Origin of the sequence: Alkalihalobacillus phoenicis, assembly GCF_047302405.1 — a bacterium.
Classification (GTDB): domain Bacteria; phylum Bacillota; class Bacilli; order Bacillales; family Bacillaceae_D; genus Alkalihalobacillus.
In genome coordinates this window covers 1,518,316-1,536,917 of the sequence record NZ_CP154853.1, presented here as the reverse complement: position 1 = coordinate 1,536,917, position 18,602 = coordinate 1,518,316, and the positions used below count along the sequence as shown (strand labels likewise).

The window sequence follows — 18,602 nt, the reverse complement described above, 5'->3', positions numbered from 1 at the left end:
AATGATTTAATCGTTCTTTTTTCGAGCTAGAATTTTAATTGGTGTCCCCTCAAATTCAAATGTTGCACGTAATTTATTTTCTAAAAATCGTTGATATGAGAAGTGCATAAGTTCAGGTTCATTTACAAAAAACACAAAGGTTGGTGGTGCAACTGCCACTTGTGTCACATAGCTAATTCTCAAACGCTTCCCTTTATCTGTCGGTGTAGGGTTCATCGCAACCGCATCCATAATCACATCATTTAAAACATGTGTTTGCACACGTAACAGATGGTTTTCAGCAACTTTATTAACAGCTGGTAATACAAATTGTAATCTTTGTTTTGTTTTAGCTGACAAGAACAAAACAGGAGCATAACTTAAGAATAAAAATTCATCCTTAATTTTTTGTTCAAAGTTCTTCATCGTTTTGTCATCTTTCACAACGGTATCCCATTTATTGACGACGATAATAACGGCACGACCTGCCTCATGAGCATATCCTGCTATTTTTTTATCTTGTTCGATGATGCCTTCTTCTGCATTAATCACGATTAAAACGACATTAGAACGCTCAATCGCTTTTAAAGAACGTAAAACACTATATTTCTCCGTTGATTCATACACCTTACCTCTTTTTCTCATCCCAGCCGTATCAATAAGGACATACTTCTGTTCATCTTTTGTAAAAGGTGTATCAATGGCATCCCTTGTTGTTCCAGGTATATTACTAACAATTACCCGCTCTTCACCAAGCATCGCATTCACTAATGAAGATTTCCCAACATTTGGTCTACCAATTAAAGAAATACGAATCGTTTCCTCATCATAATCTTCTCCATCATCCTCAGGGAAAAAATTAATAACCGCATCCAATAAATCGCCTAAACCTAAACCATGCGAACCTGAAATCGGATATGGTTCACCTATTCCAAGTGAGTAAAATTCATATAATTCTTCACGCATTTCAGGATTATCAATTTTGTTAACTCCTAAAACAACCGGTTTTTTTGAGCGGAATAATAATTTCGCTACTTCTTGGTCCGCACCTGTAATTCCTTCTTTTCCATTCACAATAAATACAATAACATCCGCTTCTTTAATCGCTAGTTCCGCTTGCTCCCTCATTTGCACGAGCAAAGGTTCGTCTCCTAGTTCGATTCCACCTGTATCAATTAAGTTAAAGTCACGGTTTAACCATTCACCTTTACTGTATAACCAATCTCTTGTTACTCCAGGCATATCTTCTACAATTGCAACTCGTTCCCCAACAATTCGATTAAATATTGTCGATTTTCCGACATTCGGACGACCTACAATAGCCACTACTGGCTTCGTCATAGCGTCACGACCTTCCTTTTTAAACTTTACATTGTAAATACATTCGTAACTCATTCATTCTACTAAAAGTTTATTAGCTTGTACACATTATTTCCTGAAAAGCCTTTTTTTTATCCATTTCAACATTCGAGTGAATGAGTTTCCCTACTATTTTATGCATCCACTTTGACGTTATTCGCTCTCTGCAATTTTTGTCCTGACCTAGTAGACCTTCTTAATGCTGGATATAAAACCTCTTGTTGTTGTTTACCTGCTCTCCACTGTAAAAAGAGCTGTTTCATACTACTTAGCATATATCTTATTAAAGCAATACATACAAACATACTCATAGTAAAAGTGACCACATCTAAAAAAAGCATTCGACCAATTTCGGCAAAACCAAAAAAATAATGTTTCACAAACCCTGCTAGGCACTCTCCTTGTAACATTCCGACTATAGACGTAATGACCTTATCCTTAATCGAACCTAAATGGAAGGAGGCAATAATAAAACTTATCGCCGCTAAATAAAGTCGGTGATCGATAAAAAGAACGACTGGATCAAACAACGTAAATACGTCAAAAGTAGCATAAGCGATAGCTAGTAGACTAGATAAAACAATCAAATACATTATTTTTGGCCATTTATAAAAACGCAAAAAATAACAAATAAACATAAAAGCAGGGATAAGTGCTACCCGAAACGAAAAACCATCCCAATACATTTGCAACGGCATAATCGTAACGATTATTAACAAACAAACAGTGAACCAAAAACGTTTGGTTGTTTTATTAAAAAAGAAGGTCAAAACAATCCATAATAACCAAGCAACCCAATAAAAATACATTCCTTCCAACTTCTCACTCCCTTTCCGGCGAATTCATTCTATTAAAAAATAAGTCTTTCATCTTCTTTTTAAAATTATCGTCTAAAAGAAAACTTTCTAATCATTAAAATAACATTTAAGTGAAGAAGGAACCTCCTCATGACAAAGACGAAGACACTGAGACACTGGCTGTTTGTAAAGTAAAGGTTACATGAGTTAGTTGTACTCCGCCAACTGCATACCCTACGCGTTCCGCGGGTGAACCGGGAACCTCCTCGCTTCGCTTGCGGGGTCTCCCGTATTTCATTTATCCCGCAGGAGTCTCCGGGTATTTCGCTGGCTCCGTTTTGGAATTCAGAAAAAGATTTTGGCGAACTATTAGCAAATAACTTTGGATGAAGTTACCTCTCTTTTGGTCATAGTATCCTACTCCTTCAGTGGCTTCTCCTTTTCTTCTGCAAGAGTCGGGAGCCATTTCTGACATAAGATCTATTTTTGGTATCACAAATAACCATCCATCATGATATTTTTCAGATGGATGGTTATTTCCGTTTATAGTTTGCTATTATTTGGAGTGAGAAGGGTTTCTTCACGAATAATCGGTGAACCCTTTCACTCATGTTTCCTTGGCATGGATAAGAGGACGTTTGGAATAAATATTGATGAATTTCTTCTAATTCGACATGCTCATGAAGAGAATCATTCCACTTTTTCTTTTTGATTGGTCAAACAAGAGTATACGAGCAGATCGCTCCCCCCTGTTCGAGATCCAAAAAAAGCTGTTGATTTTACTATTTTTCAGTAAATCAACAGCTCAAAACGTCTCTTATGATTTATATTTTTTTAATTGATCGCCAATCATATCACCTAATGAGAAACCACTAGATTCTTCTTCTTTGTGGTTTTCATAATCAGCATAATGATCTTCTACATCTTCTTCAATCAAAGCACGAATACTTAACGAAATTCTCTTTTCGTCAAGGTTAACATCGAGTACTTTAGCTTGAACTTTTTCACCTTCCGTTAAAACTTCTGAAGGCGTACCGATATGACGATTGGCAAGTTGAGAAATATGAACCAAACCTTCAACTCCATCAGCTACTTCAATAAAAGCTCCAAATGAGACTAAACGTTTAACCGTTCCTGAAACAATATCCCCTTGAGAGATGGTTCCTTCAATTTTTTCCCATGGACCAGGTAAGGTATCTTTAATGGATAAAGATACTCTTTCACTTTCTGTGTCAACAGAAAGCACTTTCACTTTTACTTTATCCCCTTCTGAGACAACGTCCGATGGTGACTCAACACGATGATGGGCAAGTTGAGAAATATGTACAAGACCATCAACACCTCCTAAGTCAACAAAGGCTCCAAAATTGGTTAATCTTTGAACCGTCCCTTCGATCACGCTCCCTGGTTCAATTCCTTGTAGCAAATGTTTTTTCTGCTTTTCAACTTCCTCATCTAAAACAACACGTTGAGATAATATTAATTTATTATTATCTTTATCTAGCTCAACGACTTTTAAACGAAGTGTTTTCCCTTTATAATCCGAGAAATCCTCGACATAATGGCGTTCAACTAACGAAGCTGGGATAAATCCACGCACTCCAAGATCCACAACTAAGCCACCTTTAACGACATCAGCGATGATCGTCTCAATAACTTCGCCCGTTTCAAAAGAGCTTTGTAAAGAAGCCCACGCCTTTTCAGCTTGTACCGCTCTTTTGGATAAAACCAGCTCATCGTCCTCTAACTTTAACACTTTTAACTCAACTTCATCATCTACAGACAAAACATCAGACACTTTTTCGACATGTAAACTAGATAATTCACTAATCGGAATAACTCCATCTACTTTATAACCAACATCAACAAAAGCTTGTTTATCCTCTACTTTTGTTATTTTCCCTGAAATGACATCACCTACTTCTATCGATTTCATTCCAGCCACTTCACTGTTCATTTCATTAATCATTGACTTTTTCCTCCTTCAACCATAAAGATCTCATTTGAATAAAGTGCATTCTTATAAAATAACTTCCACACATTGTGAAAGGAATTAACGTTCAGTGTGTTCGTCGATTAACTTTTGAATCTCATTCATAATCACTTCTGTTGCTTCTTCAGCTGTTAATTTATTTTGTCGATGTTCATCAAAAGGAATGGGGTCTCCATAAACTAATTGCAGTGGCTTAAATTTCTGATAAGGACCAATAACGGCACATGGAATAACAGTTGCATTAGAGCGTAAAGCGAAAAAACCAGCACCAGCTAAGCCTTTTCCCAATTTTCCATCCTTACTCCTTGTCCCTTCAGGAAACAGTCCAAGCATCTCTCCATCCCTTAAATATTGAATCGCCGTTCTTAATGCTTGCTTATCACTCATACCTCTTTTGACGGGAAAAGCCTTTAACCTTGGTAAAAGACTTTTTAAGATCGGCTTTTCAAATAATTCTTGCTTTGCCATATAATGAATAGGTCGTTTAATATATGACCCAAGTAACGGTGGATCAAAATTACTAATATGATTACAACATAATAAGACACTACCTTCATCAGGTATGTTTTCTTTACCCTTGATGTTTACTTTGTAGGCCGTTGACAGAAAAACACGACAAAACGCTTTACCGAGTTCGTAGATACTCATTTATGAAATTCGCTCCTTCGCTAAATCAATAATGGCCTCTACCACTTCGTCAATCGTTAAACTTGTCGTATCTAGTTCCTTTGCATCTTCAGCCTTCTTTAATGGTGACACTTCTCTTGTTGAATCAAACTCGTCTCTTCTTGCAATATCCTTTTTTAATTGCTCCAAATCAGAGTCAATTCCTTTTTGAACTTGTTCCTCATGACGTCTCTTAGCTCGTTCATCTACAGAAGCCGTTAAAAATATTTTTAATTTTGCATTTGGAAGCACATGGGTTCCTATATCTCTTCCGTCTAATACAACTTGTCCTTCTTTAGCAAGTAAGCGTTGACGCTCTACCATTTCTTTACGTACAGCTTGATGACTCGCTGCTAATGAAACATGTTGATTCACTTCATTTGAACGAATTTGTTCAGTTACCTCTTCGTTATTTAAAAGAACCTTTGTATAAGCTTTTTCATTCAAAAGCTTAATCGTTAAATTATCGAGTAATTGTCTCATTTTTTTGCCATCACTTAAGGAGATATTGTCTTTAAGTGCAGCATACGTTAAGGCACGATACATAGCTCCTGTATCAATATATAAAAAAGATAATTTCTCAGCCACTAATTTGGCTACCGTACTTTTACCAGCACCTGCAGGGCCATCAATGGCAATTGCTAAACGTTCTTCCATTTCATTACACCTCATCCATGTCAACACAACATTCATTTACAGTACTTTTATCAGTTTGATACTATTTTTATATTTTATCATATTCTTAAAAGACGGTCTAACGTATATGTAGAAAATTCTCTGAACTTAAACCTCTTCTTTTTGAACGAGCTGACGTTTAAAACAAAATTGGATGATATGTTCTCTTGTTTGAACAGGAATATCATAAAATTCACAAGAAATAAGTTGTTCCTTGTATTAAAGCTATCGACTCGGATGATTTTTGCTTTTGTATTAACATACTTCGGACCACCCTTTCCAACATTTAAAGCGAGTGATAACGATACTACTTGGTTAGGTATGAATTTTTCTTTTAGTGGAAAAAAGAACGAACAACCACCACCACTTAAATCAAAGGTCACAGCTAGTATCGTCGACCCACTACTGGAAACGACCATCTCCAAAGAGGTTTTTACACGGACATATTCACGCCTTTGTATTCGTTTATACTCCCCTCGAGGAGTGCGTCTTAAGATAAGAACCGGAATTTGCATGATTTTACGACCTATGATTTCAGTTTCAAATTGGTAAACAGCCGTATCTTTCCCTATATAAAAAGCAAGAAATGATGTCCCCTCTACAAAAAAACTTTGTTTCTTTGTTAATTCACTTATCGGATAATCAATCACAAGATCATGGTTAAAAAAATCAACAACCGTGGACGAAAACTTTTCCGTTTCTAGTTTTATTTTATCTGATTTTTCTGTTAATTACAAAAAGATTGACTTACCGATTTCAAACAAACTTATCACTTCCTTTACTATTAATGGTTCTTCTATTATGACACGATTATAGATGATTGAAAAAGGGTTTGCTCCAAACATAACAACACCCTCTAAAGTCGAACCTTAGAAGGTGTCCAGTTTAACATTTCGTTTTATTTATGACTGATATTGATGCATCGATTCAGCTTGTGGCATTCTCTCAACAAGTTCTTCTTCTCCATCTTCTGCATTAATAAAAATACGATAGGTTTCATCATTTAAAAGCCCGTAAAACTCATAGCATAACACTTCTTCACCAATGTCATTTTTAATTAAACCTAAATGCTCTTCCATTACTTCTAAACGAGGGTTCAAATTCGCTTCTGCTTCTTCTCTAGTAATGGACGGACTTGGTATATGACGTTCTTTATGATTAATTAAATAGTCTTTTGCTTCATACCCGACTATATCGCCATCATCTAAGGCGACTTCAACAGCAATGGAATCTGTATAAACTCGAACCTCATCTTCAACATAAACAAATTTAAGCATCCCAACTGAGTCATACTGTTTACTATCAACGAGCTGCATTTGGTCAAAGTCTTGTTCCTTTAAATATTCACTTGCTTTTTCAGATGCCTCATTTAAACTTACATTCACTTCCCCGATGTCTCGTGCTTGCATAAACCAGATCGGGTGTCCACCGTGTACACTGATATCCATATAATAATTCGTTTCATGCTCTGGATCATCAATCGCGAGCGTATACGCTTCATAAACTAACCCTTCACCAGTTTCCGAAATATGAATGGTTGCATTTTGACTCATATTTAAGTAGTCACTTGCCACCTTTTTCGCTTCTTCTTTTGACACTCGCTTCCCATTTAACGCTTTTTTGAGCTGGCCATTAATATCTTTCATAGCGGCGTTTTCAGGACCCCACTCAAGCTCACTATACCCTTCCACCGATTTATTCATCACTTCAAAATGAGATAGGACCGTATTATCTCTTGGCTCATTTTGGGCAGAAATTTCTTTTTCAATGTCTAGCCAACTATGACCATTCGCTAACACTTCTGCTTGAGTTTGACGTATTTCTTGACGAATTTCCTTTGAAACTTGATAAAGCTGTTCCAAGTTTTTGTATTCTTTATCTGTCAACGGTTCTTTGTCTAAATCGCGAATCGACGTTCGATAGGTCAATTTACTTAGATTGTATAAAAACTCCTCTGTTTGACCAATATCAATCGATGCAAGCGGTAATTGCCCCATTTCTTCTTGGGCCAAACTAGTCACTCGCCAAACTTCTGCTAATGAAGGGGTGAGCTGTCTTCTCGTATTCATTGCTAATGTTGAACCTAACTGATCCTCGATTTGGTCTAAATGAAACGCTAAATCATGAAAAGCGCGTTGATAATTATTCTCCGCCTGTGTCGCTAATACTTGTTTTTGTCCTTGTTCTTGAAATGCCCAATATCCCGTCGCAATTAAAGCAATACTCAATAGACCGATCAGAACATTACGTACCATAATCATTCACCTCCATAATTTAATGACAGAAAATATGCTTACCGATTTTTTTAATTTGTGGCCTGGTCCAAATCCAACCAGATGTAGCCGTATCCGGATTAAAATAATAAAGAGCATTCCCTGTAGGATCTTGACCATTTATCGCATCGAGTACAGCTTTTCTTGAGGTTTCATTTGGTTCTAACCAAATTTGTCCATCCGCTACGGCCGTAAAAGCACGCGGTTCAAAGATGACATCAGAAACTGTATTCGGAAAAGATGGACTGTTTACTCGATTTAAAATAACAGCTGCAACCGCCACTTGCCCAATATATGGTTCACCACGCGCTTCACCGTAAACGGCTTGAGCCATAATTCGTATATCATTATCTGAATACCCTGCTGGCACATTTGTTGCCTTGTCAATTGTAGCCTCATTATCTTGCTCTGTCGGCGTCTCTGGAGCTGGAGCTTCGCCATCTGGTTGCTCACTCGGTTGTCCTCCTGGTTGTGGCTGTTCTCCTTGTTGTCCACCCGGTTGTGGTTGCCCACCAGTTTGACCACCTCTACCCGTCGAACCAGACTTACTTCCCTTTGGACCTTTTTGGATTGATTTTGGCGTCCCACCATAATGAGTAAATTTACGCCCTTCCTTAATCGACTGCTGCACATGAGCACGGTTGTAGTTCGTCGAATTCACGAGTTTATCTTTCATTTCAGGTCCGACTAACCCATCAATATCTAAACCAAATTCATATTGATAATTTCGGACCGCCCAATACGTACCCCAACCGAAAACGCCATCGATTTTTCCATTATAATAGCCAATGTATTGAAGCCTTGATTGCAACTCAATCACATCTTCACCCGTTGCCCCGTGCTGAATGACTTGCTCTGTAAAAGCTTCCGCTCGGTCCGTATGACTCCACATTAATAATGCGGTAAAAATAAGCATCATGCTCAAAACTCTTTTCTTATCAAACAGATAATGAACCATGTTGTCTACTACCTCCCTAAGATGTACAATCTGTTAAGTTTTTTAATACCACAATCACTATAAGTAGTGTCTATCATCTTCCTTTTTTTATTCAATGAATCAGTAAAAAATGGTTATAAAGCCAAACAAGTAAAATTCCACAAATAAAAAAAGACGGTTTCATTAGGCATTAAAGGCTAATGAAACCGTCTCATTTTTATTCTATATAACTAATTTAAAGCACATTAAAATACCTTCCCTCCGGATGAGCAAACACCATCGCGGTCACACTTGCTTCTGGTTCCATCATAAATCCGTCGGTCAACTCGACACCAATTTTTTCGGGTTGAATCAGTTTAAATAACTTGGCTTGATCTTCTAAATTTGGACAAGCTGGGTATCCAAAGGAAACTCGTACCCCTTGGTATTTAGCAGCAAAACGCTCGGCCATCGTAAAATCGAGATGATCAGGAAAGCCCCATTGGTCCCGCATTAATTGATGGACACGTTCAGCAAAACCTTCTGCTGTTTCTAAGGCAGCCGCTTGAATCAGATGGCTTTCTAAATAATCGCCTGCATCCTTTGCTCGTTCAGCCATTTCCCGCACACCTTTACCTGCTGTTACGGCTAAAAATCCGACATAATCAAGTTCACCACTTGAAACAGGTCTTAAATAATCAGCCAGACATAAATAAGGTTTTTGCTGTTGGCGCGGGAATGAAAAGCGTTCAATCACATTTCGTTCGATTGGGTCATCATAAATCAAAATATCATCACCATCAGATTGAGCTGGGAAAAAGCGATAAACGGCATTTAATTGAAGAAGCTGATCTCGTTTAGCTCGGAATAAAAAATCATCAACCTTTTCCTTTAACTGCAATGCTCGCTCATCTTGTTCCTCTAATAGACGACTGACTTTTCCTTGTAAACCTAAATGTCGCCCTAACAACATTTGCATATTAATATAAGGCTCGATATGGGAGAGCTTATAATCCCTTAAAATATGAGGTTCTAAATCATTCGGTTTAAAAATGGGAGTCGTCTGTGAAACCTCGGAACGAATTGGTCGTTCAGCTACGGCAACAGCTACCGGTTTCCTTTTACGAACCTCTTCTTTTTTGGCACGTACTTCTTTTAATTCTGTCGCTAAAATTTCTTGCTCACCTGGTTTAACAAGGCGATTGGCAAGCTCTAATCCGTTCATCGCATCCTTGGCATAAAGCACTAGACCGTCATATTCTGCTGCAATTTTTGTATCAGTAAATTTTCTTGTTAAAGCCGCTCCACCAACTAGTATTGGCACCGAAATTTCCTGCTGGCGTAAATCCTGTGCCGTTAAGACCATTTGCTGGGCTGATTTGACTAATAAGCCTGATAATCCAACAGCATCTGGCTTTTCTTTTTTTACGGCCTCAATAATTTCATTTGAAGTCACTTTAATGCCGAGATTCACAATCTTGAAGCCATTATTCCCTAAGATGATTTCCACTAAGTTTTTGCCAATATCATGGACGTCACCTTTGACCGTAGCGAGAATGATTTTCCCTTTTCCGTTATCTCCTTCTTTTTTCTCCATAAATGGTTCAAGATGAGCAACAGATGCCTTCATCACTTCTGCACTTTGTAAAACTTCCGCAACAATTAATTCATTATTATTAAACAATTTCCCGACTTCATCCATCCCGTTCATTAAAGGACCGTTTATAATATCAAGTGGCTCTTCATATTTCGCTAAAGCCTCATCTAAATCCTTAATAAGTCCTTCTTTAGAGCCTTCTACGATATAACTAGCAAGACGTTCTTCTAATGATAAGTTAGAGATTTCCACTTTTTTCTCGGCCTTTTTCCCACGATAAAAGGCGGTAAAAGTCGCTAACGTTTCATCTGTTGTCTCAAATAAAAGCTGTTTCGCCATGTCTTTTTCTTCTTCTGAAATCGAAGCATACCGTTCAAGCTTCTCTGTATTGACAATCGCGTAGTCTAACCCTGCTTGTGTACAGTGATATAAGTAAACCGCATTTAATACTTCCCGACCAACAGGTGGTAAACCAAACGAAACATTACTCACACCAAGAATCGTTAAACAATCGGGTAGTGCTTCTTTAATTAATTTGATTCCTTCTACAGTCGCTTCTGCGGAACCAATATATTGCTCGTCCCCTGTACCGACTGGAAAAACGAGTGGGTCAAAAATAATGTCTTTCGGGTTAAGCCCGTACTTTTCAACTAAAAGCTGATGGGAACGTATGGCCACTTCAAGTTTGCGCTTTGCTGAAACAGCCATTCCTTCTTCGTCAATCGTTCCAACGACAACTGCTGCTCCGTACTTGTGTACCAATGGAGCAATTTTTTCAAAACGTTCTTCCCCGTCCTCTAAGTTAATTGAATTTATAATTGCTTTCCCTTGAGAATAAGTAAGGGCCGTTTCAATCACTTCTTCATCGGTCGAATCAATCATAAGAGGAACCTTCACTTTATTCACTAAGAACTTAAGGAATTCCTCTACATCCTCTTTTTCTTCACGATCTGGGTCCGCTAAACAAACATCAATGACATGAGCCCCACGTTTCACTTGGGCACGAGCAATTTCAGAAGCTTCCTCATATTTTCCTTCAGCAATTAATCGTTTAAATTTCCTTGACCCAATAACATTTGTTCGCTCTCCAACAAAAAGTGGACGCATACTATCATCATAAAGGAGCGGTTCAATCCCAGAAACCGCATGGGCATGACCATCATTTAATTTTCTTGGTTCATATTTTAAAAGCACTGAACGCAGTTGCTGAATATGAGTCGGTGTCGTTCCACAACAACCGCCGACAACATTTAGCCAGCCCTTTTCAGCAAATCCTGCTAATTTTTTCGCAAGTGATTCTGGTGATTCATGATAATGGCCTTCTTCATCAGGTAACCCCGCATTCGGGTAACAACTGACGTATCCTGTCGATAGCTCTGATAAAGAACGAATATGGTCACGCATAAATTCTGGACCGGTTGCACAGTTCAACCCAACAACGACCGGCTTCATATGTTCAAGTGATAAATAAAAAGCCTCAATATTTTGTCCCGCAAGCGTCGTGCCCATCGGTTCAATCGTACCCGATACCATTAAAGGAAGTTTAACGGCTAATTCTTTAAAAGCCTTTTCAATCCCAATAAAGGCCGCTTTGACATTACGCATGTCTTGACTCGTTTCTAATAAGATGAGATCGGAGCCACCTCTGATTAAACCTCTCGCTTGGATAAAATAAGAATCAATTAACGCTTCAAAAGTCGTGCCGCCTGTAACCGATAATGATTTTGTTGTCGGCCCCATTGCCCCAGCAACAAATCTTGGCCACTCAACCGTTGAAAATTGATCCGCTACTTTTTTGGCAATTGCTGCGGCTTGATAACTTAATTCTTCCGCTTTAAAACCGAGGTCATAATCATCTAAAACGAGATCCGTTGAACCAAAGGAATTCGTTTCAATAATATCAGCTCCAGCCTTTAAATAATCATAATGAATTTTTTCAATTACATGTGGGGCTGTTTCATTTAAATATTCGTTACACCCTTCATATTCGTCTCCACCAAAATCCTCTGCTGTTAGTTCTGCTTGCTGGAGCATCGTCCCCATTGCTCCGTCCATAATGAGGATTCGACGTTCTAGTTGTATTTCAAATAGTGATTTTGTCATCTACATTCTCCTCGATTCCGTACACATTCAATTATTGTAATGTTGTTTCTTTTTGCTGTTGCTTCTCTTGAATATATTGGGTCAATTCAACCGACATCTCATATCTTAAAAACGGCGTAATTAAATAGATGCCATTAAAATGATCAAGGGTCGCATCAATTAATGTTTTCGCAATAGTTAACCCTTCTTGCGCCGACTGTTCCTTATCATCTTCACATTTTTTCATCGTTTCTCGAATCGAATCGGTTAATTTAATTCCTGGAACTTCATTATGCAAAAATTCTGCATTTCTTGAACCTGTTAAGGGCATAATTCCAATATAAATTGGCTGCTCAATATGCTTAGTTAATTTAGCTAGCTCCTCAATTTGTTTTTCGTTATAGATCGGCTGCGTCATAAAATAGTCCGCACCACTTTCAACCTTTTTCTCCATTCGAGCCACAGCTTTTTCTAAATGACGAACATTTGGATTAAAAGCCGCTCCAACTGAAAAATTCGCTTTTTGACCTAAGTCCTTACCAGAAAATGAAATGCCCTCATTTAATTGTTTGATCATCGAAATTAATTGAAACGAAGTCATATCATAAACGGAGGTTGCTCCAGGAAAGTCACCTATTTTGGTCGGATCACCAGTTATCGCTAATAGGTCTTGAATACCTAAAGCATGTAAACCCATTAAATGTGATTGCAACCCTATTAAGTTCCGGTCTCGACAAGTCACATGGACGAGTGGTCTCGTTGTATATTGAGCTTTCATTAAGGAACCTAAAGCCATATTATCAACACGAGGAGAGGCTAACGAATTATCAGCCAATGTCACTGCATCAACACCTGCATCAGTTAATGCCTTTGCCCCTTTCATAAACTTCTCAATCGACAGACGTTTTGGTGGGTCTAATTCTACGATGATTGATGAACGTTTTTTGACAATATCAGGCAATGTTTCTCTCGTTGGACGTGCATGGTTTTGTCTCGAATCAACTTTTAAAATGGATTTGACCTTTTTTTCGTTCACTGGTTTATTCAATTTAGCTACTTCGGCAAATGCTTTAATTTGCTCTGGAGTAGTCCCGCAGCACCCGCCAATTAAACGCACACCTTGTTCAATAAACTTCTCACCCATATCGGCGAAATAATCTGAATTCGATTGATAATAATAGCGCCCATCACGGAAATCTGGTAAACTCGCGTTCGGATAAACAGCTAAATAAGCACCTTTTGGTAAAGAAACCGTCTCGATCGATTTTAACATATGAAACGGACCCATCCTGCAGTTTAACCCAACAACATTTGCACCTGCTTCAATTAATTGCTGAAAAGCTTTTTCTAGTGGAACCCCTCCTTGCATCACCCCGACCTCGCCTAAAGAAACATTGACAACAAGTACTTGATCGGTTAACTTTCTCGCAAGCTGAGTGGCCATTAATGCTTCCTCAAGGTCATAAAACGTCTCAAGTAATAATCCATCAACCCCCTCTTTTAGAAGCTCTGTCATTTGTTCAAAAAAGGCGGATTTAATTTCTGCTAACGTCCATTCCTCATTTTTATAACGACGTATTCCTCCTACTGTGCCGAGCACATAAATCTCATCACTCGCTACTTCGCTCGCAATCTGGACACCTGCTTTATTCAATGCTCGCACTTTATCTTCTAATCCGTATTTTTCTAACTTCAATCGATTGGCCGCATACGTATTCGTTTGAATCACATTCGCTCCAGCCGCAATATAAGCTTGGTGTACAGCCTCAATTTTTTCAGGATGTAACAAATTAATCTCTTCAAAACATTGATCAATTCCTTGTTCATAGAGGATAGTTCCCATCGCTCCGTCACCAACAAGAAGATTGTTTTGTAATTTCTCAATTAAATTCAAACTCTCTCCCCCTCTTCTAACTTAAGAACAGCCTCAAATGCTTGCTCTAGATCAAATATTAAATCTTCTACTTTTTCAATCCCAACTGAAAAACGTAATAATCGATTACACACACCATTTGCGATTCGAATCTCCTCTGGAATATCCATATGAGTTTGTGTCGCCGGATACGTCATCAAACTCTCAACTCCACCAAGACTTTCTGCAAAGGAAACGAGCTTTAATTGCTGTAAAAATGGATTGACCATTTCCTCTTCTAAAATTCGAAAGGAGAGCATTCCACCTTTACCAGGGTACAAAACATCTGTGACAGCTTGATGATTTTCTAAAAAACTAACGATTGCTTTTGCATTTTCTTCATGTCTTTCCATTCTTAAAGCTAATGTTTTCATGCCACGAATCAATAACCAAGAATCGAATGCAGGTAAAATTCCGCCGATCCCATTATGATAGTAAAAAATTTTCTCACAAAGCTCTTCCCCTTTAGCAGCGATAAGACCGGCAATCAAATCATTATGTCCACCTAAATATTTAGAAGCACTATGAATGACGATATCAGCCCCTTCCACTAACGGTTGCTGCAAAAGTGGTGTATAAAAGGTGTTATCGACAATTAATAAGAGGTCGTATTTTTTAGCAAGTGTGGCCAACTCAGAAATAGATGCTTCCTGCATGAGTGGATTGGTTGGCGTTTCGATAAAGATCGCCTTCGTTTTTTCTGTAATGACTGATTCCACTTCTCTAATATTTCTCGGATCAGCATAGGCAAAAGAGATTCCCCATTTGCGCCAGCCTTGCTCAAACAGTCGATATGTACCGCCATATAAATCCTTCGCAGCGACAATTTCATCACCTTGTTCAAAAATGGAGAAAACGGTTTGAATGGCTACCATTCCAGAACTACATGCAAAACCGCGATCCCCTTCTTCTAAAGTCGCAATTGCATTCTCAACCACTTCTCGCGTTGGATTACCCGTTCTCGCATAATCATACCCCGTCGACTCACCAATTCCTGTATGACGATAAGCTGTTGACAGATAAATCGGTGTGTTAATCGTCCCTGTTCGGTCATCTAATCGGTTGCCAATCTGTGCTAAAGTAGTTTCTAAATTTTTATTTTTTGTCATCTATGTTTCCCCCACTCTATTATTGTCATTGGATGTCTTTAGCAAATATAATGAAAACACCTTCTTCCAATTAAGAAGAAGGTGTGATAAAAAATAAAATCGACGAACTCCTCCTTATCTTTCAAGCATCATGCTTGATGGATTTAGCACCTGACCCATTTCGGCTGGTTGCTGAGACTTCTTCGGGCCATTCCCTCCATCTCTCTTGATAAGAAACTCCATATTCAAATTTTCATTTTTTGTATTGAACTAAAATTACAATAATTCAAACATTTTTGCAAGTGTTTTTTATTTTTCTGGTGTCGCATCAATATGAAGGCTTGACTCATTTCCACATACACATCGTTTAAAACCCGTTTCATATTGCCCTTTTTCTGTTCTCTTTCCTCTTAAAATAAATTTTTCACCACATTGAAAACAACGAATCGTCACTAAATAACGAATATCTTCCAGAAAGAACACCCCTTCCCTTAGCGATCTAATTGGTTCGCTAATTTAACTTTATGTAGGGCAAACCACCATAACAAAATCATAAAAGGTATAATCGCGATTAAAAAATACATACTGACTAAATTAAGAATAAGATCATAAAGACTATGAAGAGCGACTGGCACTAAGAGGGCCATTAATAAATAAGACCCTTTGTTCTCGCTTTCCATTTTAGACTTCCCCAGATAATAGCCCATAATAACACCAAAGAGAGAATGACTCGTAACAGGTAATAATGCTCTTCCAAGAGCCGTTTCAACACCATAAGCTAAAAGGTAAAAAACATTTTCTACCGAAGCAAAACCAAGTGAAATCGCTACCCCAAAAATAATCCCATCATAATGTCGTTTAAATTTCGCATGCTGATAAACGATAAAAAATAATAAAAACCACTTAAAAAATTCTTCAAAAAACCCATATAAAATCACAGATTTTGATATAGGATCCGTAAAAAAACCTTCCACTACAAATGCATATTGCAAAACCATAACTGGAAAAACTAAAATGGCTCCTATAACAAATGAACGTAAAACCAATCCATTAATATCTTGAGAATATTGATGGCGTAAGTAAAAATAGGATAAGAGTGCCATTCCAGGTGCAATTGCCGCTGTTAGAACTGCAAACAATATAGGTCCGACCCTTCTCTCAAATTTACATCAACTTTGAAAAATAAAACGTTAGGAACAAGCTTCAATACACGTTATAATATAATCGTAACATGAGCTGAAATGAATGAACAGAGGTGAGCTTAAATGAAAAAAATCTTAATCATACATACAGGTGGAACGATTGCTATGCAAGAAGATGATAGTGGTGCTGTTACCCCATTTGATTCTAATCCATTATATTCCACTATTGAATCGCTAACAAGTATTGCCGATATTGAAAATGATGACTATTTAAACATCCCATCTCCTCATATGACGCCATCTTTAATGCTTGAACTGGCAAATCGTATCAAAAAGCGAGTAAGAGACGAACATTTTACAGGAGTCGTAGTCACACATGGGACAGACACTTTAGAGGAAACAGCTTATTTATTAGACTTGCTTTTAAATTGGGAAATTCCAGTCATCGTCACCGGTGCAATGCGTTCGAGTAATGAATTAGGTTCAGATGGTCCACATAATCTGATTGCAGCCGTCAAAACAGCCGCTAGCGAACAAGCCATTAATAAAGGCGTACTAGTTGTTTTCAATGACGAGATTCATACAGCCAAAAACGTCACAAAAACCCATTCTAGTAATATAGCGACCTTTCAAAGCCCACAATATGGACCTATTGGCATCATTACAAAACAAACCGTCAGCTTCCACCATACTTTATCACAACGAGAAAGCTACAATGTGGAGAGACTTACCAAAAAAGTTATTCTGATGAAAACGTATGCGGGAATGCAAGCAAATATCATTGACGCCATAACTCAATCCGGAATTGATGGACTTGTCATTGAGGCATTTGGCCAAGGCAACGTCCCACCAGCCATCGTTCCTGCACTAAAAGATACGATCGACCGTGGCATTCCAGTTATTCTCGTATCCCGTTGTTATAGTGGCATTGTTCAAGATGTTTATGGTTATGAAGGTGGCGGCAAACGTTTAAAAGAACTAGGTGTCCTCTTTACGAACGGATTAAACGGCCAAAAGGCTCGTTTAAAATTAATGGTCGCACTAGAATTAACAAGTAATCAAACAGAATTGCAAAATCTGTTTTTAAAATGAGAAAGCTCGTATTTAAGCCTCGACGATATCAAAATCGTCGAGGCTGTTTTTTATTAAATTGAATACTATAATTCCTTAGCTAAAATGGACTGAACGATGTTGTCCCCATGGAAACGACCATTTTCAATAAAAATTTCATTTGCGTTATTTCCTGCTGCTATAACACCTGCAATATATAATCCTTCAACATTCGTTTCCATTGTCTCTACATCAAATTGCGGCCTTCCACTCTCGTCATCCACCACGACCCCAACATGTTTCAAAAATGCATGGTCTGGATGATATCCAGTCATCGCAAACACAAAATCAGCTTTTGCTCGTTTTATTTCACCTTCAACCGAATAAATCACTTCTTCTTTTGTTATTTCGACGACTTCTGCTCCAAAGTGATGGGCAATCATTTCATTTCTAACAAGTGCATCATATTCAGGTAATATCCACGGTTTGACACTAGAAGAATATTCAAGTCCACGATATAAAACCGTCACATTGGCACCCGCTTTTTCTAATTCAAGTGTCGCATCTACCGCTGAGTTTTTACCACCAATAACGACGACATCCTTGCCAAAGAAAGGATGAGCTTCCTTGAAATAATGAAAAACATGTGCCGAGTTTTCACCCGGAACATGTAAATAGTTAGGTGAATCATAATATCCAGTCGCAATGATGACATATGCTGCTTCGTATTGATCTTTTTCCGTCACGATTTTAAAAGAATGACCTATTTTATCAACCGATTTCACTTTTTCAAAAGAATGAATCCGTAGTTTTTTTCTTCTAACGACATCACGGTAATATGATAAGGCTTGATTTCTTTTTGGTTTTCGCTCTTCGGTTACAAAGGCGACATCTCCAATTTCTAAGCGTTCACTCGTACTAAAAAACATCTGGTGTGTTGGAAAACGATAGATCGTATTGACAATGTTTTCTTTTTCAATAATGAGTGGGTCAAAGCCTGCTTCTTGACAGGAAATAGCGGCGGCAAGCCCACATGGTCCAGCTCCTATAATAATGATTTTTTCCCTTTTCAT

At 38.1% G+C, this 18,602-nt stretch carries 15 protein-coding genes and 1 riboswitch; of the genes, 1 reads left to right on the top strand and 14 read right to left on the bottom strand.

Going from position 1 to position 18,602, the window contains the following annotated elements:
- Positions 1-6 precede the first annotated feature (6 nt).
- The 13 genes from der to prsW form a co-directional block, all read right to left on the bottom strand.
- A complete protein-coding gene (gene der / locus AA0017_RS07300) occupies positions 7-1,320 on the bottom strand; it encodes a ribosome biogenesis GTPase Der (protein ID WP_413380460.1) in 1,314 nt (437 codons plus the stop codon).
- A 152-nt stretch (positions 1,321-1,472) separates the two neighbouring features.
- Entirely contained in the window at positions 1,473-2,156 is a 684-nt protein-coding gene (locus AA0017_RS07295; protein ID WP_413380458.1) for a hypothetical protein, read from the bottom strand.
- Positions 2,157-2,952: 796 nt separating this feature from the next.
- A complete protein-coding gene (gene rpsA, locus AA0017_RS07290; RefSeq protein WP_413380455.1) occupies positions 2,953-4,104 on the bottom strand; it encodes a 30S ribosomal protein S1 in 1,152 nt (383 codons plus the stop codon).
- Between the two features lie 84 nt (positions 4,105-4,188).
- Complete coding sequence (locus AA0017_RS07285; protein WP_413380453.1) at positions 4,189-4,776, bottom strand: lysophospholipid acyltransferase family protein; 588 nt, start codon at positions 4,774-4,776, stop codon at positions 4,189-4,191.
- Positions 4,777-5,451 (bottom strand): (d)CMP kinase, encoded by a 675-nt coding sequence (gene cmk, locus AA0017_RS07280; RefSeq protein ID WP_413380451.1) that lies wholly within the window; start codon positions 5,449-5,451, stop codon positions 4,777-4,779. It abuts the gene before it with no gap.
- 77 nt (positions 5,452-5,528) lie between these two features.
- Positions 5,529-6,179: a flagellar brake protein gene (locus tag AA0017_RS07275; protein ID WP_413382452.1), complete on the bottom strand. Its 651-nt coding sequence runs from the start codon at positions 6,177-6,179 to the stop codon at positions 5,529-5,531.
- Between the two features lie 192 nt (positions 6,180-6,371).
- A complete protein-coding gene (gene ypeB / locus AA0017_RS07270) occupies positions 6,372-7,724 on the bottom strand; it encodes a germination protein YpeB (RefSeq protein WP_413380449.1) in 1,353 nt (450 codons plus the stop codon).
- Positions 7,725-7,743: 19 nt separating this feature from the next.
- Entirely contained in the window at positions 7,744-8,700 is a 957-nt protein-coding gene (gene sleB / locus AA0017_RS07265; protein WP_413380447.1) for a spore cortex-lytic enzyme, read from the bottom strand.
- A gap of 214 nt (positions 8,701-8,914) precedes the next feature.
- Positions 8,915-12,358 (bottom strand): methionine synthase, encoded by a 3,444-nt coding sequence (gene metH / locus AA0017_RS07260; protein ID WP_413380445.1) that lies wholly within the window; start codon positions 12,356-12,358, stop codon positions 8,915-8,917.
- A 31-nt stretch (positions 12,359-12,389) separates the two neighbouring features.
- The gene (locus AA0017_RS07255; protein ID WP_413380443.1) at positions 12,390-14,231 is read right to left on the bottom strand and encodes a bifunctional homocysteine S-methyltransferase/methylenetetrahydrofolate reductase; all 1,842 of its coding nucleotides are present in this window, start codon (positions 14,229-14,231) and stop codon (positions 12,390-12,392) included.
- Positions 14,228-15,358 (bottom strand): methionine biosynthesis PLP-dependent protein, encoded by a 1,131-nt coding sequence (locus AA0017_RS07250; RefSeq protein ID WP_413380440.1) that lies wholly within the window; start codon positions 15,356-15,358, stop codon positions 14,228-14,230. Before AA0017_RS07250 ends, AA0017_RS07255 begins: the two co-directional genes overlap by 4 nt.
- Before the next feature lie 111 nt (positions 15,359-15,469).
- Positions 15,470-15,573: riboswitch (SAM riboswitch) on the bottom strand.
- Between the two features lie 73 nt (positions 15,574-15,646).
- The gene (locus AA0017_RS07245; protein ID WP_003323196.1) at positions 15,647-15,820 is read right to left on the bottom strand and encodes a hypothetical protein; all 174 of its coding nucleotides are present in this window, start codon (positions 15,818-15,820) and stop codon (positions 15,647-15,649) included.
- Between the two features lie 8 nt (positions 15,821-15,828).
- Positions 15,829-16,476 carry a glutamic-type intramembrane protease PrsW gene (gene prsW / locus AA0017_RS07240; RefSeq protein WP_413380437.1) on the bottom strand — a complete coding sequence of 216 codons (648 nt, stop codon included), beginning with the start codon at positions 16,474-16,476 and terminating at the stop codon, positions 15,829-15,831.
- 126 nt (positions 16,477-16,602) lie between these two features.
- On the opposite strand from prsW, the gene AA0017_RS07235 reads away from it, so the two are divergent.
- A complete protein-coding gene (locus AA0017_RS07235) occupies positions 16,603-17,571 on the top strand; it encodes an asparaginase (protein WP_413380435.1) in 969 nt (322 codons plus the stop codon).
- 65 nt (positions 17,572-17,636) lie between these two features.
- On the opposite strand, the gene AA0017_RS07230 is transcribed toward AA0017_RS07235, so the two are convergent.
- Entirely contained in the window at positions 17,637-18,602 is a 966-nt protein-coding gene (locus AA0017_RS07230; RefSeq protein ID WP_413380433.1) for a YpdA family putative bacillithiol disulfide reductase, read from the bottom strand.